Origin of the sequence: Methylobacter sp. (assembly GCF_036845245.1) — a bacterium.
In the GTDB taxonomy this organism is placed as follows: Bacteria; Pseudomonadota; Gammaproteobacteria; order Methylococcales; family Methylomonadaceae; genus Methylobacter_A.
The window spans coordinates 21,066-39,945 of record NZ_DAIUEH010000036.1 but is presented as its reverse complement, the minus strand read 5'-3'; the positions used below and the strand labels follow the sequence as shown (position 1 = coordinate 39,945).

Annotated in this window: 23 protein-coding genes; 21 read left to right on the top strand and 2 right to left on the bottom strand. The window is 49.1% G+C overall.

Annotated elements, in window-relative coordinates:
• Positions 1-502 precede the first annotated feature (502 nt).
• From V7051_RS15935 to V7051_RS15905, 7 genes are all read left to right on the top strand, one after another.
• The gene (locus tag V7051_RS15935; RefSeq protein ID WP_333876513.1) at positions 503-796 is read left to right on the top strand and encodes a hypothetical protein; all 294 of its coding nucleotides are present in this window, start codon (positions 503-505) and stop codon (positions 794-796) included.
• 280 nt (positions 797-1,076) lie between these two features.
• Positions 1,077-2,339, top strand: coding sequence for a J domain-containing protein (locus tag V7051_RS15930; protein WP_333876515.1), 1,263 nt, complete (start codon positions 1,077-1,079; stop codon positions 2,337-2,339).
• A gap of 56 nt (positions 2,340-2,395) precedes the next feature.
• The gene (locus V7051_RS15925; protein WP_333876516.1) at positions 2,396-2,899 is read left to right on the top strand and encodes a siphovirus Gp157 family protein; all 504 of its coding nucleotides are present in this window, start codon (positions 2,396-2,398) and stop codon (positions 2,897-2,899) included.
• A gap of 115 nt (positions 2,900-3,014) precedes the next feature.
• Positions 3,015-3,245, top strand: coding sequence for a helix-turn-helix domain-containing protein (locus V7051_RS15920; RefSeq protein ID WP_333876518.1), 231 nt, complete (start codon positions 3,015-3,017; stop codon positions 3,243-3,245).
• Positions 3,246-3,486: 241 nt separating this feature from the next.
• Positions 3,487-4,266 carry a hypothetical protein gene (locus V7051_RS15915; protein WP_333876521.1) on the top strand — a complete coding sequence of 260 codons (780 nt, stop codon included), beginning with the start codon at positions 3,487-3,489 and terminating at the stop codon, positions 4,264-4,266.
• Between the two features lie 145 nt (positions 4,267-4,411).
• On the top strand, positions 4,412-5,065 hold the full coding sequence (locus V7051_RS15910; RefSeq protein ID WP_334168756.1) for a DUF1345 domain-containing protein: 654 nt from the start codon (positions 4,412-4,414) through the stop codon (positions 5,063-5,065).
• Positions 5,066-5,378: 313 nt separating this feature from the next.
• On the top strand, positions 5,379-6,767 hold the full coding sequence (locus V7051_RS15905; protein ID WP_333876522.1) for a CHAD domain-containing protein: 1,389 nt from the start codon (positions 5,379-5,381) through the stop codon (positions 6,765-6,767).
• A 111-nt stretch (positions 6,768-6,878) separates the two neighbouring features.
• Here V7051_RS15905 and V7051_RS15900 read toward each other — a convergent pair whose 3' ends face one another.
• Entirely contained in the window at positions 6,879-8,105 is a 1,227-nt protein-coding gene (locus V7051_RS15900; RefSeq protein ID WP_333876524.1) for a hypothetical protein, read from the bottom strand.
• A gap of 225 nt (positions 8,106-8,330) precedes the next feature.
• Between V7051_RS15900 and V7051_RS15895 the strand changes: the two genes are divergently transcribed.
• The 14 genes from V7051_RS15895 to V7051_RS15830 all read left to right on the top strand — a co-directional run bounded on the left by V7051_RS15895 (position 8,331) and on the right by V7051_RS15830 (position 18,093).
• Positions 8,331-8,609: a hypothetical protein gene (locus tag V7051_RS15895; RefSeq protein WP_333876526.1), complete on the top strand. Its 279-nt coding sequence runs from the start codon at positions 8,331-8,333 to the stop codon at positions 8,607-8,609.
• A gap of 38 nt (positions 8,610-8,647) precedes the next feature.
• The gene (locus tag V7051_RS15890; RefSeq protein WP_334168755.1) at positions 8,648-8,851 is read left to right on the top strand and encodes a hypothetical protein; all 204 of its coding nucleotides are present in this window, start codon (positions 8,648-8,650) and stop codon (positions 8,849-8,851) included.
• Between the two features lie 99 nt (positions 8,852-8,950).
• On the top strand, positions 8,951-9,508 hold the full coding sequence (locus tag V7051_RS15885; protein WP_333876528.1) for a DUF1003 domain-containing protein: 558 nt from the start codon (positions 8,951-8,953) through the stop codon (positions 9,506-9,508).
• A gap of 151 nt (positions 9,509-9,659) precedes the next feature.
• A complete protein-coding gene (locus V7051_RS15880) occupies positions 9,660-10,679 on the top strand; it encodes a hypothetical protein (RefSeq protein ID WP_333876530.1) in 1,020 nt (339 codons plus the stop codon).
• Positions 10,680-10,755: 76 nt separating this feature from the next.
• Positions 10,756-11,052 carry a DUF1840 domain-containing protein gene (locus V7051_RS15875; protein WP_333876532.1) on the top strand — a complete coding sequence of 99 codons (297 nt, stop codon included), beginning with the start codon at positions 10,756-10,758 and terminating at the stop codon, positions 11,050-11,052.
• Positions 11,053-11,164: 112 nt separating this feature from the next.
• A complete protein-coding gene (gene atpD / locus V7051_RS15870) occupies positions 11,165-12,679 on the top strand; it encodes a F0F1 ATP synthase subunit beta (protein WP_333876534.1) in 1,515 nt (504 codons plus the stop codon).
• Positions 12,654-13,058 (top strand): F0F1 ATP synthase subunit epsilon, encoded by a 405-nt coding sequence (locus V7051_RS15865; RefSeq protein WP_333876536.1) that lies wholly within the window; start codon positions 12,654-12,656, stop codon positions 13,056-13,058. Before atpD ends, V7051_RS15865 begins: the two co-directional genes overlap by 26 nt.
• Positions 13,051-13,386 carry an AtpZ/AtpI family protein gene (locus V7051_RS15860; RefSeq protein WP_333876538.1) on the top strand — a complete coding sequence of 112 codons (336 nt, stop codon included), beginning with the start codon at positions 13,051-13,053 and terminating at the stop codon, positions 13,384-13,386. Before V7051_RS15865 ends, V7051_RS15860 begins: the two co-directional genes overlap by 8 nt.
• Positions 13,379-13,693: an ATP synthase subunit I gene (locus V7051_RS15855; RefSeq protein WP_333876540.1), complete on the top strand. Its 315-nt coding sequence runs from the start codon at positions 13,379-13,381 to the stop codon at positions 13,691-13,693. Before V7051_RS15860 ends, V7051_RS15855 begins: the two co-directional genes overlap by 8 nt.
• Positions 13,683-14,378 carry a F0F1 ATP synthase subunit A gene (locus V7051_RS15850; protein WP_333876542.1) on the top strand — a complete coding sequence of 232 codons (696 nt, stop codon included), beginning with the start codon at positions 13,683-13,685 and terminating at the stop codon, positions 14,376-14,378. Before V7051_RS15855 ends, V7051_RS15850 begins: the two co-directional genes overlap by 11 nt.
• 27 nt (positions 14,379-14,405) lie before the next feature.
• Entirely contained in the window at positions 14,406-14,687 is a 282-nt protein-coding gene (locus tag V7051_RS15845) for a F0F1 ATP synthase subunit C (RefSeq protein ID WP_333876544.1), read from the top strand.
• A 3-nt stretch (positions 14,688-14,690) separates the two neighbouring features.
• Positions 14,691-15,524 carry a F0F1 ATP synthase subunit B family protein gene (locus V7051_RS15840; RefSeq protein ID WP_333876545.1) on the top strand — a complete coding sequence of 278 codons (834 nt, stop codon included), beginning with the start codon at positions 14,691-14,693 and terminating at the stop codon, positions 15,522-15,524.
• Positions 15,521-17,164, top strand: coding sequence for an alternate F1F0 ATPase, F1 subunit alpha (locus V7051_RS15835; protein ID WP_333876547.1), 1,644 nt, complete (start codon positions 15,521-15,523; stop codon positions 17,162-17,164). The genes V7051_RS15840 and V7051_RS15835 overlap by 4 nt, the downstream gene beginning before the upstream one ends.
• A complete protein-coding gene (locus V7051_RS15830) occupies positions 17,161-18,093 on the top strand; it encodes a F0F1 ATP synthase subunit gamma (protein WP_333876548.1) in 933 nt (310 codons plus the stop codon). The genes V7051_RS15835 and V7051_RS15830 overlap by 4 nt, the downstream gene beginning before the upstream one ends.
• A gap of 73 nt (positions 18,094-18,166) precedes the next feature.
• Here V7051_RS15830 and V7051_RS15825 read toward each other — a convergent pair whose 3' ends face one another.
• Entirely contained in the window at positions 18,167-18,835 is a 669-nt protein-coding gene (locus V7051_RS15825; RefSeq protein ID WP_333876550.1) for a hypothetical protein, read from the bottom strand.
• Positions 18,836-18,880: the final 45 nt, after the last annotated feature.

Below are 18,880 nucleotides of genomic sequence, written 5' to 3'. Positions count from 1 at the left end.
ATAGACTTGTGTGAGAAGCCATGGATGGCAATACTAAATCGGTTCAGAAGGCCCAAATTATTAATGCATGGCTGATACCGCCCCAACAAATCAACCTATGTGAAAAATAAAGACTGAGCCCGTATTCTGCAAGATCCAGCTTTATTTCCTCTTCAAACAACCTTCCCTTTTCTAAGCTCTTCCCAGTTTTCCTGAAGACGCGCAAAGAACGACACGACGGCTGATTTTCCACCCCGTGTATTAAACAGTTTTTTATCGCCTACAATCGACCGACATTTTTATTTAAATAATTGTATTAGTTTACTATTTTGCTATAATATGAATATATTCATATCGAATGTGGCGTCTGTTTCCTGCTACTCATTCAGGATAAATAAACGGAAATAAGCGGGGACAATTTTCGAGGTCGTTGTTTTGTGGATTAAAGCGATTTGCAAGTCATCAGCCTCCCCAGCATATGAATATATTCATATGCTGTTGGATTCAAGTCTTCGGAGACTTTATGTTAGTTCAAATTATTGATAAACATCGTCACGCGGTCAATGTCATTAAATCCGCTCTTTTATCGGCCGGCATTAGCGGACGCGCTGTTTGCGTGCTAATTGATAATCCGCGCGATCAAAACGAAGCAGGAGAAAACTATTCCGTTTTTGTATCGGCACCTACCGGAGCCAATATTGAACCGTTTTATGTGACAGGAAAAACCCTTGTAGAGGCTGTTAAAAATATGATCTGTTCAATCAAAACAGGGAAAAACTGCATTAAAACGGAAGCGTCCGCTTTAGCGCCGTTCTAATGCATTTTCGTATGAGCCAGGGTAGCCGCCCTAGCCTGCGTTTCCCAAAGTTTGCTCATTAAAAACATTTAAATTATGTCATCCCGACACACCGATCAAGTTAACCAGCTTTCTCAATCAAGCCGCCAAAAATGGCTGCTGGAGAGGTCTGGACAAACAACCCCATGCTCAAACCCTGACGCTTGGTGACTGCGTTTTATCTATATGGAATATTCAACACACTGGCGGGCTTGTAACCGCTTGCCTGCCTTTTATTTCATCTGCACATTAGGTATTTGTCATGTATTCGACAGAACAATTCGTTGACCGGGCAACACCGGTTAAAGATCAAGATACACAACTCGCGGTTATTTCCGCCAACCCACTGGATCTTCCGGCGGCTACCTTTCAAGAAGGTTTGGATCGTCGCAAGCAAAACCGAGCCGCTCTCATGGTTTGGATTCGTGACGCACTGGTTGATGGTTCCGACTTCGGTAAAGTCCATACTGTCAGCCGTTCAAAATGTCAGGCCGGCAAAAACTGCCAAAACCCAAACCATTTCAGTAAATCGAGCCTATTCAAGCCAGGTGCTGAAAAAATATGCGGCATGTTAGGTGTGACTGTGCGTTATCCGTCATTACCGGAGTATGAAAAAGCCGCCCTCACCGGCACAAACCTAAGCCAAATCATCATACGTTGCGAAATTGTCGACGGTTCCGGCCGGGTAGTGGCGGACGGTGTGGGCGCCCGCATTATTTCCCAGGACAACGGCGACATTAACAAAAGTCTGAAGATGGCCGAAAAGTCCGCTCACATTGATGCCACGCTAAGAATGGCAGGCCTTTCCGAAGTATTTACCCAGGATATTGAGGATATGGTTCGGCTCCGCGAAGCCGAAAGCATCCAACGCGCCGAAGCCGAGCTGAATACCGGCTTTGATGGTATCAGTAAAACTCAGCATCAGCAGCTTGAAACCAAAATCAAGGAGCTCGGACTTGACCGGGCCAGGGTTAAAGAGTGGATGGCTAAAGCATCGCACAACCGCTTCACCAGCTTCTTAGAGCTCAACCAGGAGTTTTACCAAATTCTTTACAACAAGCTCGACCAATTCGCGGAGAGTGGCTCAATGAGCGTTAAAGAAGCCTTATCGATTTTGGGCCTTAGCGCTTTTGCCGATCAGGAAGCGATCAAAGCGGCTTACCGTAAAGCTTGTATTACATATCGTCCAAACAGGAATCAGGCAGGTCCGGAAATGATAAAAGCAGTCAATACCGCTTACCGTCTATTGAAAGAAATTGCTTATGACGGAGTCGAGCATCCGATCCAGGAAGAAGTAAACAGCGATTTCGGCGACATGTTAAACGATGCAATAAATGCGGTTATCGGCTTTGACGGTGTCAATGTTAAGACTTTCGGTGCTTGTGCTTGGCTCTTTGGTAACACCGAGGCACATAAAGAATCGATAAAAGCCGCCGGTTATCGCTGGGCTAATAAAAAATCCGCCTGGTACTTTAGCTCAACCGTTAACAGTGAAACGCCCCATAAAACTGTTTTAGAGCACTAAGTACAAATCAAGAGCGGCGTTATCAATCGCCGCTCGACCAAGCTGAGAAAATTATTATGAATAGATTATCTTTATACGAGTTAAGCGCAAACTATCTGCAAGCCTTGGATTTTTTGACAGACCCGGAAATGGATTTGCCCATTGAGGCTGTCAATGACACCTTGGAAGCTTTAGGTGGAGAACTTGAAGATAAAGCCATCAACGTTGCCAAATTTTTCCGTAATATGGAAGCCGCTGCCGATGCCATCAAAACTGCGGAGGCAAATATGGCTAAACGCCGGAAAGCTTTGGAAAACCGGGTTCAATGGTTAAAAAATTACATAAAAGGAAACATGGAACTGTGCGGCATCAGCGACATTGAATGCCCTCACTTTAAGCTTTCAATCCAAAAAAATCCGGCCGTCGTAAATATTATTGATGAAGACGCGATACCGGAACAATTCAAAGAGAAAGTAATTAGCTGGAAAATTGATAAAACTGCGATCAAAGACGCGATTAAATCCGGTTCTATCGTGCCCGGCACCGAGCTGATCAACGGCACACGCCTAGCCGTTAAGTAAGCGTTTCAACCTAAAAAGAGCCGCAACAGCGGCTCTTTTTTTTGCTCAAATTATGGATTCATTCATATAATAACCAAAATAATTCTAAAACTTCACTCATCAACGAGTACCCCTGATGCAAATAGGCGACATTGTAAAATGTAAGCGACTTGATCTTAGCTTGATTCAAAAAGAACTTGAATCCCGGTCCGGCGTGACTCAATCGATGATTAGCAAAATCGAAAACGGCAGTGCAGAAAATGTTTCCATTGATGTACTCAGAAAGCTGGCTAAAGCTTTAAACTGCGCCTTGGTTGATTTACTGCCCGAAGCAGACAAAAATACAAATAAAAAAGACTTTTTATAACACGGCACTATATACCGTCTTTTGTTTCGTATGCGTATCAGGCTCCGCCCCCCATTTTTTTAATGGCCGTTTAACTGGCGGCTCCCTCTCGACAAATTACTGTCAACTATTTCTAGGTCTTGTGCAGCAGATTAACAGCTTGTCCACGCACAACAAAGACCTGCCCTATTCCTCCCGATATCAAGAGGCGCGGCGATTCGATTATGCCGTTTAACCATAAATTAGGCGTCGAACGGAGTTGATGATGAAGTCAAAAATTAATCGTAATTTTTATAAAACCTGTGTTTGTTTGGCGTGTTTAAGCAATCTGGTTTGGGGAGTCGACACGGTAGCGGCTAAAAGCGGAGCCAAAGCACACCCCATTAAAAAAATCGATACCACCCCGAATACTCGCGATGATGACATATGGGCCTTTACTCTTGAATCAAATACTTATCGTAATACGGTATATTTAAGCCCGGTGCTGGATTTTTCCTCAAAAAATGGCTGGGACATACAGATTGCCTCCTATAACATACCGGTTTACGGCGGCGGCGCACAGAACTATGAATGGGACAGCTATATCAACCTGTCGAAGACCTTTGATATTAATACCCAGTTTAAAGCGCTTTTGGGAACCCAGAATGGCACGACGTTATTTTCATCGCAACGCCAATTTCATAACGTAGAGTATGCATTGGCACTCTATCAGCCCATTCCTACCGCGAATATTCACGCGGGCCCTTACTGGGCGAATAAAGCAATCACTACAACTACCGATGTATTCGCGTATACCGTTGGCTTTGGTGTGGAGCTCATCAAAAATAAGCTGGCGGTTCAAGGCGATTACTTTAGCGGTAACAGCAATGTATCCGGCGCTATTGTCAACGTGATTTATCGAGTATTACCCAAAGTTCAAGTCTATGTCGGCGTCGGCGTACCTGAAAAGGATTCCGGCAATGAGTTCTATGGCACCGTGGGCCTGAGCTTGTTCTCAAAAGGTAGTGCCGAAGAGCTTGATAACTCAACAGTTGCCCAGTAAATCGGTATTAACCCTGCCCTTCTTTTCAAGATAATTTTGCCCAGTTGACCTCCTCAAATATATGCAGTTTACTATCAGCCCTCTCTGTATCTCACGCAATCGGTGGGCTATACAAATTTCATTTCACCCTCTAAAGAATAATTAAATGATGTTGCGGCATATCAAGGTTCGTCCACGACTGATGTCTACCCTAATGGTTATAGGTACTCTTCATTTTTTATTGTTGCCGGAAAGCTGGCGAACCGTAACGCGGTTATTAACGGCATGGGATTTTGGCATTTTCCTTTACCTGATACTGATATCAGTCATGATGAGTAAATCGGATGTAGATACGATACGCTCACGTGCAACGGCACAAGATGAGGGCGCCATAATAATTCTTGTCTTCACCATCGTGACTGTCATGGCAAGTCTGGTTGCCATTGTGGCAGAACTGGCCACCGCAAAAGCACAAAACGATACCAGCCACGCCCATATTATTTTAACGGGTGTTACGGTCATCTTATCGTGGATGTTTATGCAAGCCATGTTTGCACTGCATTACACCCATGAGTATTACATTAGGAGTTCAAAAACAGACAATGGCGGACTGGAATTCCCCGATAAGAACCTGCAACCCGATTATTGGGATTTTATTTATTTCTCGTTCATCATCGGCACGGCGGCACAAACGGCTGACATAAACATCGTCTCGCAAAGCTTTCGCCGTCTGGTCACCCTTCATTGTGTGATCGTATTTTTTTTCAACCTCATCATTTTAGCCTTGACGGTTAATATAGGCGCAAGCTTACTCGCTTAACCGGCGCATCTCTCTCGACAAATTACAATCAACTGCTTTGGTTGTTGCAATGTTAGTACAGGCCCTTGTCTTAATGCATATTCTTTCGTTGCTGTTTGTTCGGTAGCGAACTGATCTTAATCTTATCGGAAGCTATTATTCGCTTTTGTAACCAAAGGGCGTCATTAACACGAAAAATCCTCATCGGGCATGTGAGCAGAACTTAATCAACCAACCTGCTCGAAAGCCTCTTCACCAAAGGCTTTGCTGAAAATATTTTCGAAAACGACCGTTTGTGAGAATTTTAACTGCGAACTTTTGAAGAGATAAAACAATGGCACAAGAAATTGAACGAAAATACTTGGTGCAGTCAGATGCATGGCGCGACCAATCGCAGTCAAAAGCAAATATCCGGCAAGGCTATTTGTCCATCCATGAAAAGCGCAACGTGCGCATCCGCATCGAAGAGGATCAGGCCTTTTTGACCATTAAGGGCAAGCCAAATGGGCATACGCGCGCCGAGTACGAGTATCCGATTCCAATCGAGGATGCCAAACAAATCGTCGACAACCTCTGTCTCAAGCCGCTGATTACCAAAACCCGCCACAAAATCCCGATGGGTAAACTTACTTGGGAGGTCGACGAATTCGCAGGGGAAAACAGTCCGCTGGTGTTGGTCGAGGTCGAAACACGTACCCAAAAACCGCCGCCGGGGAAGCCGGATTGGGTAGGCGATGAGGTTTCTGATGATTCACGCTACCTGAACATCAACCTGGTCGATCATCCCTATAGCGATTGGGCAGACAAAGCGGGTCAGCAAAAAACCAAGTTCTATTTAAAACGAAGCGAGTCGGTTGCGCATGGGCTAAAACGCATTTTGACAGAGCAGCTGGAAGCCGCAATCGATCAACTGAAACAATATGAAAGCTCACCGGAAGAGTCGGTTCACGAAGCGCGCAAATCGATCAAAAAGGTGCGCTCCACCCTCCGTCTGATGCGCCCTGTGTTCAACTCGGGTTTTGCCAAGGAGAACGATGCGCTACGCGACATCGGCCGCAAGCTCTCTGAAATTCGCGACGCCTACGCCCTTATCGAAACTTTTGATTACTTGAATGCCAACTATCGCAATGAACTCGGCGATGATAGCCTGACGAACCTGCGGCAAGTGCTGGTCGACCAAAGACAAGCTCAAACAGAGGGCTTCGACAGTGCGTACCGGATTCCACAGCTCGTTGAAGATCTGCAACAAATTTGCAAACACGCAAAAACTTGGCCATACAAAGAGGCCAGTATTGATTTGCTGGCCGAAGGAATTGCTACAACCCTGCGTCGCGGCCGTAATCGATTTCACGAGGCCTACGATACTCAACGCCCGGAGATTTTCCACGAATGGCGCAAACGCACCAAAGACCTGCGTTACCAATTGAGTTTGCTTCAAAAGCTATGGCCGGACGTGTTTCAGGGCTACTTGGAATCGACCAAAACGCTGGAGAAGCTATTAGGCATGGATCACAATCTGGTGGTATTACGTGACACGCTGCTCAAGTCCGACAATAGGGTGGAATTTGATCAAGAGCGCCGGCAACTGCTGCCGATCATTGACCGGGAACAGAATGCCGGCAGGAAGAAAGCAAAGAAGCTTGGAGCGCGCATCTACAGCGAGAAGCCGAAGCAGTGGATAAGACGTATCGAGCAGAGTTGGGATGCTTGGAAAAAGAATTGATTCGAAGAACCCACTTAATGACGGGATCGTATTTGCGCTCAACTGAGACTATCGAAGGATTTAATCAGTCCTTTCCTAACATAGGTTTTCGTTTCGTTGGACTTCACCCCTCTATTTTGCAATGGTGATATCAGGTACACCGGCTTTGGGAAGCTCGGACATCGTCATCTGAAAAATCTGTGAAAGTACCCGAAAAGCTGTTTGATTCCAAGATGAAGAGCGGCTCGATTGAACAGCGTAATAGTTATCCCGATATTTCACAGGAAGCTCGACATCCGCCGGTTCACTGTCGGATTTTAAAATGGCGATGACCGAGACTGGATTTTCAGTTACCGGTGGTGTTCTCGGATCTTTAGCAACATCTATTTCGGGCTCTGTGGTAAAAGTGCGTCCGATGAAATACATGATATTACTAAAGCTGCGCAACCTGAATTTGCCGTGCAAGGGATACTCGCCGCCAGGAAAACCCGGTCGAATATCAACCAGAAGATCGTTAAGCGCGTTTTTCTCAGCCTCATCGTTCAGGGCGATTCTCTCCTCGTTACTCAGGATAGACGGATCGTAGTTCGTTAGAACCGTTCGGCCGATGACCTGCTTGGTCAATTTATAGATCGATTCTTTTGGATCGCCGGTGATCGAATATTTCGGTTCCAATGCCTGGAAGGCCTTCCCGTCGAGCGATGAAGAAGGCAGTGACCAGCGTCGCTCGAAAATCAAAGGTTCTGCGTACAACTGGTCTTGATCCTGAATAGAAGACAGATGCAGTACGATGCGTCGAAAAGTGGCGTAATCCTGCAAGTTTCGTGGACGATTGTGGTATACACCTTCCTTGCTTTGAGTGCGAAACTCCAGAGTCACCAGACGCAGCAACAGATCGACATCAATGTTCTGACGCAAAAGTAAAGTCAGTTTGTCTTCGGTTAACGGGGTGAGCATGCGTTGCGTAAACTCCTCCCCTTCCATGGGTACAATACTGATGGTCGGATTTTCCGAAACGCTACCGCCGAAAATCGGCATCAGAATGGCGCCGTTATTCCCGGCCAACGCCGGAGTGGCTCCCGCATTGGCCTGAAAGTTCAATGTCGCGGCAATATTCGAGATACCCGAAAAATAGATCGGCTGATTAAGGCTGGCGCGAGCAATATTGAGCAGCAATTGCTTCGATACCACGTCAGAGATCGATTCGTTGTAGGCAATCGCCACATGATCAAGAGCCATCGGTGAAAAACAGCCTGGAAGCCAGGAAGCGAAAAAGAATAAAGCAAGAAGGCGAAACCGGGCATCCGCTTTTAGCCTGCTACGAACATAAGAATGCGCTTGAAGAATCAGTTCAATCATGAGGGCTGTCAACTTAATGCTCAATTTAGAATAGATGGATCACAGTCAGCTCTATCCTATCATTACAACATTATTTATTTTCATATTTCCTTATTGCCGGTCTAGTCTGCCTACATCGGTTATGTGTGCCATCGTACAGACGGATACTTAACAAATTTAGTATTGTTGCCAAGCAGGCTAATTATTGGCTTATAACACTATTCATTATTTATTCCGGGAAAAGAAATGACACAAGGACAAAGCAAAGCTCACGATCAAACGACGCCACAGCAACAACAGCAGGAGCATCATCATTATCATCAGAACGCGGCACAGTCGCATGATCAGGCAGCCGAGCACCATAAGAAAGCCGCTAAGTGTCACGAATCCGGGGATCATAAAACAGCGGCACACCATGCTCATATTGCGCATGGGCATTCGATTCAGGCGACAGAACACGAAGCGGAATGTTGCAAGGAATATTCAAAAACGCACAGCTGCTGTGAAAACTCGCAAGATGAATGAAACAGGTACACAAAGTTAGGAAATAAGTAGGCGTTTATATGAAAAAATTTGTGCGCGGCTATAGCGCACTAACCACGATTATTCATATGGCGGCAGATTTTCAGAAACACTTCCAGATCTCGCCTTTGCGCCGATGCTGTAAACATTACCGGGAACGCGGCGGGTCGTCCGGGTTCATTAAAAAACTCATCATTTACCAGTACCGGAGCGGGATTTTACGATTTTGGATTGTGTTGGTTTAGAGGCGGTTACTTGCAAATGTGCTCAAACGAATAAAGAAACCTACCAAAATATTTTAGGTAAGGCTCACAGATAATCACTTAAAACATGTCGAAGCAAAAATGAAAGATCCTGATGATATTGCAAAAAAATTCTTTGGTGCGTCTTATGAATCATTGGATGAAGCTCATAAAAAGGTTGCAGAACATGTTACCGGACAAAAACACATTGCAAAAAATACCGCAAAGGAATTTGATAAAAATACAACTTTTGGTCAGCGAGCAGCAGATGCGGTTGCGGCTTTCGGAGGTTCATGGACTTTTATTATTCTGTTTGCGCTAATCCTGATTGTCTGGATTATTTTGAATTCGTTCATTTTGGTTAAGTACAGCGACAGTTTTGATCCCTACCCTTATATCTTACTCAACTTGTTTCTTTCCATGCTGGCGGCTATACAGGCTCCTATCATTTTGATGTCGCAAAACAGGCAGGCGGAAAAAGATCGGCTTAATGCGGAACATGATTATGAAGTCAATCTAAAATCCGAACTCGAAATCATGATGCTACATGAAAAAATGGACTTATTGCGAGAAAAACAGTGGATCGAACTGTTGGCAATTCAGACCGAACAAATCAGGTTGCTGAGCGGGTTGATACAGCAGAAGATCGTGACTAAGTGAAATTTGTCCAGGCGATCAAAGAGGTTAGCCCCACGAACAAAATATCAACATGATTGACATGCGCATAGAATCACATCGCAATTCCGCTGGCAGGCGAAAGCCGGGGATCCGAAGAAAAGTCTCAATCTATATTTCTTGATTAGGAAAAATCATGTCATCTCAAAATGAAACGGCAACCAGAATATTTTGCCGAGCTACAGTTGTTATTATAGGATTGGTCGCTTTCATTCCGATATACGCAGCAAATCTTCTTGACTCGCAAGAATTAATTCAACTGCTCGGCATCGGACAACAGGAACTGAAGAATCTGGATCAAGGAAAAACCGTTTTCTTTAATGTTGCGGAGGATGATAAGAAAGAGCTGGCCGCCGGTGTTGCCATCTATTTGCCCATAGCGCCATCCAGAATCATCCAGTTTATCCATAAAAAGGGCTTGTCATCTCTCGACCCCGATGTCACTGCGCATGGCATTATTCCACTGCAGGCAACGCTGGAGACGTTTAAAGGTTTCGGTTTCAAGGCTGGGGATGATGAAGCCGAGGACTTTTCGCAAGAAGCGCCGGAAAGGCGATTTAATCTGTCAACTCAAGAATTCCACACTCTTAAGGCTACCGGTTCCACGCGATCTGATGAGGCGTCGCAGGCCTATCGGAAGATATTATTGGAACGCTGGCAAAATTATCGTAAAAACGGTTTGAAGGGCATTGCAAGCTATGACCGTGATAATGGCCCGAAAGCCAATCCTTCGGCAGAACTGCGCTTAGCCACGCTGGACAGCAAGATTCTGGCGCGTTACTTTCCAGAACTTTATCAGGCTTGGCTTAATTATCCAGCCGCATTGCCGGCAGGCGCCGAGGAGCTGTATTTCTGGATTAATCGTAAGGTCGAAGGCCGTCCTACGGCGATTCTTGGGCATCGAGTCATGCTATCTGCGGGTGCCGGCGAGGTAATCCTTTCACGGCAGTTTTATGTCGGACATTCCTATAACGCCAATCAACTCAGTATTGCCTGCTTGCCTTATCGCGACGGCTCGTTGGTTTTTTATACAAACAGAAATTTTACCGACCAAGTCGCCGGTTTTGGCAGCGATCTGAAGCACTCGATCGGACGCGAGCAAATGCAGGGCGAAATCATTAAGCAGCTGACCAACTTGCGCAAGGCCCTCAAATAAGTTGCCGTGCCAACCAGCTCAATACTTTACGCGAGTGCATGAAGCAAACAAATATTAATTATTCGAGGAGGATTCTATGTTGGTGACATTTTCAACCAATGCTTATTCCGACATCACCCTATTTGGGGATGTCGCGCTGACCCTGCTGAAAATGATGGGGCATAGTGCAACCGTACCCGGTGCTATTTTGTCAGATGATGTTCCTGAAGCGTTGCGTCGGTTAACAGCCGCTATCAAGGCAGAACAATCTTCCCCGTCAGATGAGGATAAAGATGGGCATGAGCCGGTGGTGAGCATCGCAAATCGAGCACTGCCTTTAATTAATCTACTGACTGCGGCAGCAAAAGCAGGCCATAATGTCATGTGGGAATAAATCAGGGGCCATCATGAAACTGGCATCGCTCTGAAAGCGATGGACACAGCCTTGGACGTTATTGCAACGCCATTGCCAAATTAAATGAGCGACAGTTACAGATAAAGGAATTATGAATCGCGAAGCTAATATTATAAACCTTGGCAAGGTTGTCTCTGTACGAGGCAGTGTCGTGGATATTCAGTTCGATGAAAATTTGCCGCCCATCTACTCGTTGCTCCATGCGAATAAGGGAGACATTGTCATCGAGGTTTTAGCTCAACTGGATGTGCATCGGGTACGCGGGATTGCATTGACGCCAACGCAAGGTCTCGCCCGCGGCATGGCCGTAGAGGATACCGGCGGGCCTTTGAATGCGCCGGTCGGCAAAGGAATTCTCTCGCGTATGTTTGACGTGTTCGGGAACGCGATCGACGGTCAGGCGGTACCGGTCGATGTCCAGCGACGTTCGGTGCATCGCGCTCCGCCACCGCTGGCACGCCGCTCTACCCAGTCGGAGATATTCGAAACCGGCATCAAGGTCATTGATGTGCTGGTGCCGCTGGAGCGCGGCGGCAAGGCGGGACTGTTTGGCGGGGCGGGCGTGGGCAAGACGGTGTTACTTACCGAAATGATCCATAACATGATCGGGCACCAAGAAGGCGTCAGCATTTTCTGCGGTATCGGCGAACGTTGCCGCGAAGGCGAGGAGCTATACCGTGAAATGAAGGAAGCCGGCGTATTGCCGAACATGGTGATGATCTTCGGCCAAATGAATGAACCGCCTGGCGCCCGTTTTCGAGTCGGCCATGCGGCATTGACGATGGCCGAGTATTTTCGCGACGACGAGCACCGCGATGTATTACTGCTTATCGACAACATCTTCCGCTTCATCCAGGCAGGCATGGAGGTCTCCGGCTTGATGGGCCAGATGCCCTCGCGTCTGGGCTATCAGCCGACCATGGGTACCGAGCTGTCGGGCTTGGAGGAGCGCATCGCCAACACCGATACCGGTGCAATCACCTCAATCCAGGCAGTCTATGTCCCTGCGGACGATTTGACCGATCCGGCGGCAGCGCATACCTTCTCGCATCTGTCCGCATCCATCGTGCTATCACGCAAGCGCGCCAGCGAAGGGCTTTTTCCGTCCATTGATCCGCTGCAATCCAGCTCCAAAATGGCCACGCCCGGTATCGTCGGCGAACGGCATTACCGCTTGGCGCAGGAAATCCGGCGGACACTGGCGCAATACGAGCAACTTAAAGACATCATTGCCATGCTTGGCCTGGAGCAGCTTTCGCCCGAGGACCGCAACGTAGTCGCACGAGCCCGTCGCTTGGAGCGTTTTCTTACCCAGCCTTTTTTCACTACCGAGCAGTTCAGCGGCCTCAAGGGTAAGCTTGTCAGCCTCAAAGATTCACTGGACGGTTGTGAGCGTATCCTGAACGATGAATTCAAAGACTATCCGGAGAGCGCTCTTTATATGATCGGTACCGTGGATGAGGCGAAAGAAAAAGTAAAAACCGCCAAGCCGGATTCCAAAGACTCGTCCGAGCCTATCGCGAAGCCTGCCGCTGATGCCGAACCCAAAGCTGCTCCCGAACCTCAACAAAAGGTCGAACATGCTGCCGATGCTGATGAATCTTAAGATTCTCCTGCCGTTCAAAATCTTTGCAGAAGAAACCGGCGTGTTGCGTATTGTGGCGGAAACACGCGAGGGTTCCTTCGGACTCCTGCCCCACCGGCTTGACTGTGTCGCAGCACTTGAGCCGGGAATCCTGATCTACGAAACAGAATCCGACGGGGAAGTTTTGCTGGCGGTGGATGAAGGGATATTGGTCAAAACCGGCCTGGACGTGCTTGTTTCCGTGCGTCGGGCATTGGTCGGAACCGATCTCGGCCAATTGCGCGCTGCGGTGGAGCAGGAATTCCTGATCCTGGACGAACAAGAGCAAAGCATGCGCTCGGTCATGACGAAATTGGAAGCCGGATTTCTACGCCGTTTTGCGAGCTTTCATCATGAATAACGAACCCAAAAAAACTTCGAAGAACGCGCCAACCTTGGCCTCTCAAGTTGGCGCCAAGGCGGCGCGCAAACTCAGAGCCAAGCGTAATGCCACGCCGGGCGTTTGGTTCGGCTTAGGAATGATGGGGCTGATCGGCTGGTCGGTGGTTGTACCGACGCTGCTCGGTGCAGCGCTGGGCATCTGGTTAGACCAGCGCTATCCGGGAGGCCGCTCCTGGACCCTGGCTTTGTTGGTGGTCGGCCTCATGATCGGCTGTTTCAATGCAGGGCATTGGGTTGTTAAAGAAGATCAGGCGATGCGGGATGAGCAGGAGGACAACGATGAATGAAATACTGATAGGGCTGCTGGTCTGGCTGGCGGGATTACTGCTTGGCGCGATTTTCTTCGGCGGCCTTTGGTGGACGGTTCGTAAATGCGTGTCGTCTCAACGGCCGGCGCTGTGGCTGCTGCCCAGCCTGTTGTTAAGGATGGGCATTACGCTGGCTGGATTTTATTTTATAGCCGACGGTCATTGGCAGCGGATGCTGCTATGTCTCCTTGGCTTTCTGATGGCACGCCTTGCCATGACCAGGCTGACCCGGTCGTCAGGAGAAAACCTGACTCGTTCACCGACGGAGACCCGCCATGCACCTTAGCCCCGATCAGATGATATTCTGGCAACACGGCTTTCTCAAGCTCAACGCGACCATTGTCTTTACATGGGGATTGATGTTTGTGTTGGTTGTCGGTTCAAAGCTCGTTACCCGCTTACTTTCCACGGATCTGCAACGTACCCGCTGGCAGAACCTTTTAGAAATTGTCGTCACCGCTATCGAAAAACAAATCGAAGAGGTTGGCTTGAGTGAGCCACGCAAATATCTCGGTTTTCTGGGTACGTTGTTCCTGTTCGTCGCTACCGCCAGCCTATGCACCATTATTCCCGGTTACGAGCCGCCGACGGGCTCGCTTTCAACCACGGTGGCACTGGCGCTATGCGTATTGGTGGCCGTGCCGTTCTTCGGCATCCTGGACCAGGGCTTGGGCGGCTACCTCAAGTCTTACGTCGAACCCACAGTTATCATGTTGCCTTTTAATATTATCAGTGAAATCTCCCGAACGCTGGCGCTTGCCGTCCGCCTATTCGGCAACATGATGAGCGGGGCGATGATTATCGGTATTTTACTGACTATCACGCCCTTCATTTTTCCGGTCGTCATGACGGTGCTCGGTCTGCTGACCGGCATGGTACAGGCCTATATCTTCAGCATCCTGGCCGCAGTCTATATTGCGGCCGCTACGCGCACCCGCAAACCCAAGCCTGAACCGGTATCCAAAACTTGAAACAACAAACCAACCAAAGGACACATTATGGATAGCATGACTATTATCGCGGTGGCATCGATTGTCATCGCCGGCATCACCACCAGTTTCGGCTGTATGGGGCCTGCGCTGGCCGAAGGAAAAGCGGTCGCGACTGCGCTGACTTCGCTGGCCCAGCAGCCCGACGCCTCCGCTACCATTACCCGGACCCTGTTTGTCGGTCTGGCGATGATCGAGTCCACGGCCATCTACTGTTTCGTGGTCTCGATGATTCTTATTTTCGCCAATCCGTTCTGGAATCACGTCATCGCGCAAACTACGGGACATTAACCCATGCTGATTGATTGGTTCACCGTCGGTGCCCAGGCGCTCAATTTCCTGATTCTGGTGTGGTTGATGAAACGTTTTCTTTACCAACCCATCCTTCATGCCATCGATGAACGGGAAAAGCGAATCGCCGCTGAACTGAGTGACGCCGATACGAAAAAAGCCGAAGCCCAACAAGAACGCGACGAGTTCCAGCACAAAAATGAGGAATTCGACCGGCAGCGCGCGGCACTGTTGAGTAAAGCGACAGACGAGGCGCAGGCTGAACGTCAGCGTCTGCTCGACCAAGCCCGGCAGGCAGCCGACGCCTTGACTGCCAAACGACAGGAAACACTGCGCAACGATGCGCATAATCTAAATCAAGCCATCACCCGACGGGCCCAGCAGGAAGTGTTTGCGATCGCCAGAAAAGCGCTGACGGATCTCGCTACGACGGATTTGGAAGAACACCTGGGCGAAGTGTTCACTCGCCGCTTGCGCGAGCTGGACGGCCAAGCCAAACAAAGCCTTGCCGAAGCGCTTAAAACAGCGACTGAGCCCTCGCTGGTCCGTAGTGCGTTTGACTTGCCTGCGGAGCAACGCGTGGTAATACAAAATGCGCTGAATGAAACCTTCTCGGCCGAAATCCACATACGATTCGAGACTGCGCCAGACCTGATCAGCGGCATTGAGTTTACTACCGGCAATGGGCAAAAGGTGGCGTGGAGCATCGCGGATTATCTAGTGTCGCTGGAAAAAGGCGTCGATGAACTTCTGAATGAAAACGACAAGCCTATAGCTAAGGTCGAGCCTAAGCCTGACGTCCAAACCGAGCCTAAGCTCGAAACGAAGAGCCAATGAATAGGGAACCTGAGAGTCTCCAGAACGTTTTCGACAACGCTTTCGCCGGAATAACACAGGTGCGGGAAGCTTTCACGCCGCAACTGACGCAACGGGAAGTGGGCACGATCACGACGGTGTCCACCGGCATAGCCAAAGTCTCCGGTCTTCCCGGCGTAGGCTTTGAGGAGTTGATAAAGTTTCCAGGCGGCGTGTTCGGCATCGCATTCAACGTAGACGAGGACGAAATCGGCGTCGTGCTGCTCGGCGAATACTGGCATCTGCATACAGGTGATGAAGTCGAGCGCACTGGCCGGGTCATGGATGTGGCCGTGGGCGATGGCTTGCTGGGACGCGTCATTGATCCTCTAGGCCGGCCGCTTGACGGCAACGGATCGGTGGCCTCCAGTAAGCGCTTGCCCATCGAACGTCCCGCTGCATCTATCATGAACCGCGCGCCGGTAACTGTGCCGCTGCAGACAGGCCTCAAAGTTATTGATGCGTTGATCCCCATCGGGCGCGGTCAGCGCGAATTAATTCTGGGCGACCGGCAGACCGGCAAAACCGCCATTGCACTCGATACGATTCTCAACCAACGCGACCAAAATGTGCTATGTGTTTATTGCGCCATTGGCCAGCGCGCTTCCTCTGTAGCGAAGACTGTGGCTATCTTGCGCGAGAAAGGTGCGTTGGATTACACCGTCGTGGTTGTGACAGAGGGCAACGACCCGCCAGGTCTCGCCTTCATCGCTCCTTACGCCGCGACCAGCATCGCGGAGCATTTTATGGAAGCGGGACGCGACGTACTGATCGTTTACGATGACCTCACCCAACACGCCTATGCCTACCGAGAGCTTTCCTTGCTGCTCCGCCGGCCGCCCGGACGCGAAGCCTTCCCCGGCGACATTTTTTATATTCATTCGCGGTTACTGGAACGAGCGACGCATCTTAGCGATGAGCTTGGGGGCGGTTCGCTGACCGCCTTGCCTATCATCGAAACCGAAGCGCAGAATATTTCCGCTTATATACCGACCAACCTGATTTCCATCACGGACGGGCAGATCTATCTTTCGCCTTCGCTGTTTGAATTGGGCGTGCTGCCCGCTGTCGATGTCGGCAAGTCCGTTTCGCGCGTCGGCGGCAAGGCGCAGCGGGCAGCCTACCGTGCGGTGGCGGGTAATCTCAAACTCGCCTATGCCCAGTTCGAGGAACTTGAAACCTTTGCCCGGTTCGGCGCTCGCCTGGATGAAAACACCCGTAAATCCATCGATCATGGGCGTCGAATCCGCGCCTGCCTCAAGCAGCCGGAATTCGCACCGGTGTCGGTGCCGGCACAAATCGCCATATTGCTGGCCTTGACTGCGGAGCTTTTCGACGCTGTTCCAATTGACCGGATGACGGAGGCCGAGCTCGCTGTGGACAAAGCCGCTGTGAATATTCCTGTTGAAGTTTGCGCGCGAATGAATACCGCTGAAAAATTGAGCAATGAGGATCGTGATACGATCATCGAAATCGCCCGCCAAGCGCTCGAAGAGTTTCAACCCAAAGCAGAGCAAGATCAAGAGACTAAAGAAGTTACGGCACTTAAAGCCAAACCGAAGCCCGACATTAAGCCGGATGAGTCCAAGCTTGAGCCTAAACCCAATGAGCAGAAATCATGAACGATACGACAGCGAGCTTGAGCAGAAAAATCAGCAGCGCCGGGGATCTCCAGTCCGTTGTCCGCACCATGAAGGCCCTGGCCGCTTCGAGTATCGGCCAATACGAACGATCAGTGCTCGCGTTGGCTGACTATTACCGTACCGTAGAACTTGGGTTAAGTGTGTGCCTTCGCAAAATTGAGCCAAGGATCATGAGCCCAAAGCAGAAGGAAAGATCCGCTCACAATGTGATCGGCGCCATCGTGTTCGGTTCCGACCAGGGACTGGTCGGCCAGTTTAATGAAGTGGTGGCCGATTATGCGATTAAGAACCTCGCAGCCCTGCCTGGAAAAGTCCAAGTTTGGGCCGTCGGTGAGCGTGTGCATGCGCGATTGGCGGACACGGATCTGCCGTTAATAGGCCTATTTACGGTCCCGAATTCCGTCAAAGCTATCATTCCTCTGGTCGGGCAGATTCTTGTGGAGAGCGAGATGCTCCACCGCCATTCGGCTATGCTGATGACCGGCCAAGGGGAAGCTACCGAACTTCATCTTTTTTACAACCGTCCCACATCCGGGGCTGTTTATGAACCCGTTAGTCAACGCCTGCTGCCGCTGGATGAAGACTGGTTACGCAAACTGGCCGAACACCCTTGGCCGACAGGAAACTTGCCCGAGATTATCGGGGATGGCACATCAGCTTTGCGCGCGCTCATTAGCGAATATCTTTTCATCTCGCTGTTCCGTGCGTGCGCCGAATCCCTGGCGAGCGAGAATGCGAGCCGCTTGGCGGCGATGGAACGCGCCGACAAAAATATCGATGAATTGCTGGAGAATTTCCACGGCGCTTTCCATCGTTTGCGCCAGAGCGGCATAGACGAGGAACTGTTCGACGTAATTTCCGGCTTCGAAGCGTTGTCAAAAGGAAAAACGCATCGAAGCACAGAGTGAGCAGGCAGATTCGATCCGCTGTATGAAACACTGGACTTTCTACGACCGGAATTGATCGGCCACCCGTCTGACTTCAGTTTAATCTGTTTTTTGAAGCAAGATAATGGTGTCGATGTTCGTAGCAATAGAGTCGCGCACGCGACTGGCCTAGTATTCTTGGCGCTACAGTTTCTACGTTCTTAGGTTGCCAAACTGCGCGAATCTCTGATCGGTCTTCGTACTCTTCCGGGCGTTTTATTAATGCAGGATGGATTCCTGTCAGCGTGGAGGCGCTGTCGATTTTGTCGGTGTAGAACACTTCACCGTAGCCCAGGAATTCATATTGAGGACCCAGAGCCTCGCTAATTGCACGAAAAAATAAGCGAGCGGATGTTATCTTATAGCAGCTATCATAACCTTCATGATTTTTCAAAAGCCTATGCGTTTCCTTGCAATAGGTTCTGTAGGTTGAGAATATTAAAAAATTCGGTAATGATGCCGTATATTCATTGACCTTGATCTGACCGCTTTCTCCATCGCCTTCAACATGAACTAATCGCTCTAATTCAGGATAGTTTCCGATATTTTGGGCATTCACATTTGATATTGATTTAGCCGGTTCATTCATCCATTCCGGATCGTATGATGTCAGTTCACCATATTTATCAGTCTCTCTGTAGTCAAATAACAAACCAATTCGAGCGGAACCGGAATTTTTCATTGCCAACCAATGTTCATGACTACAGTATTTAAAAAGTTCCATGTTAGTTACTCCTCAATATTTACCACGTTCAGCGCCTGCTTTTTA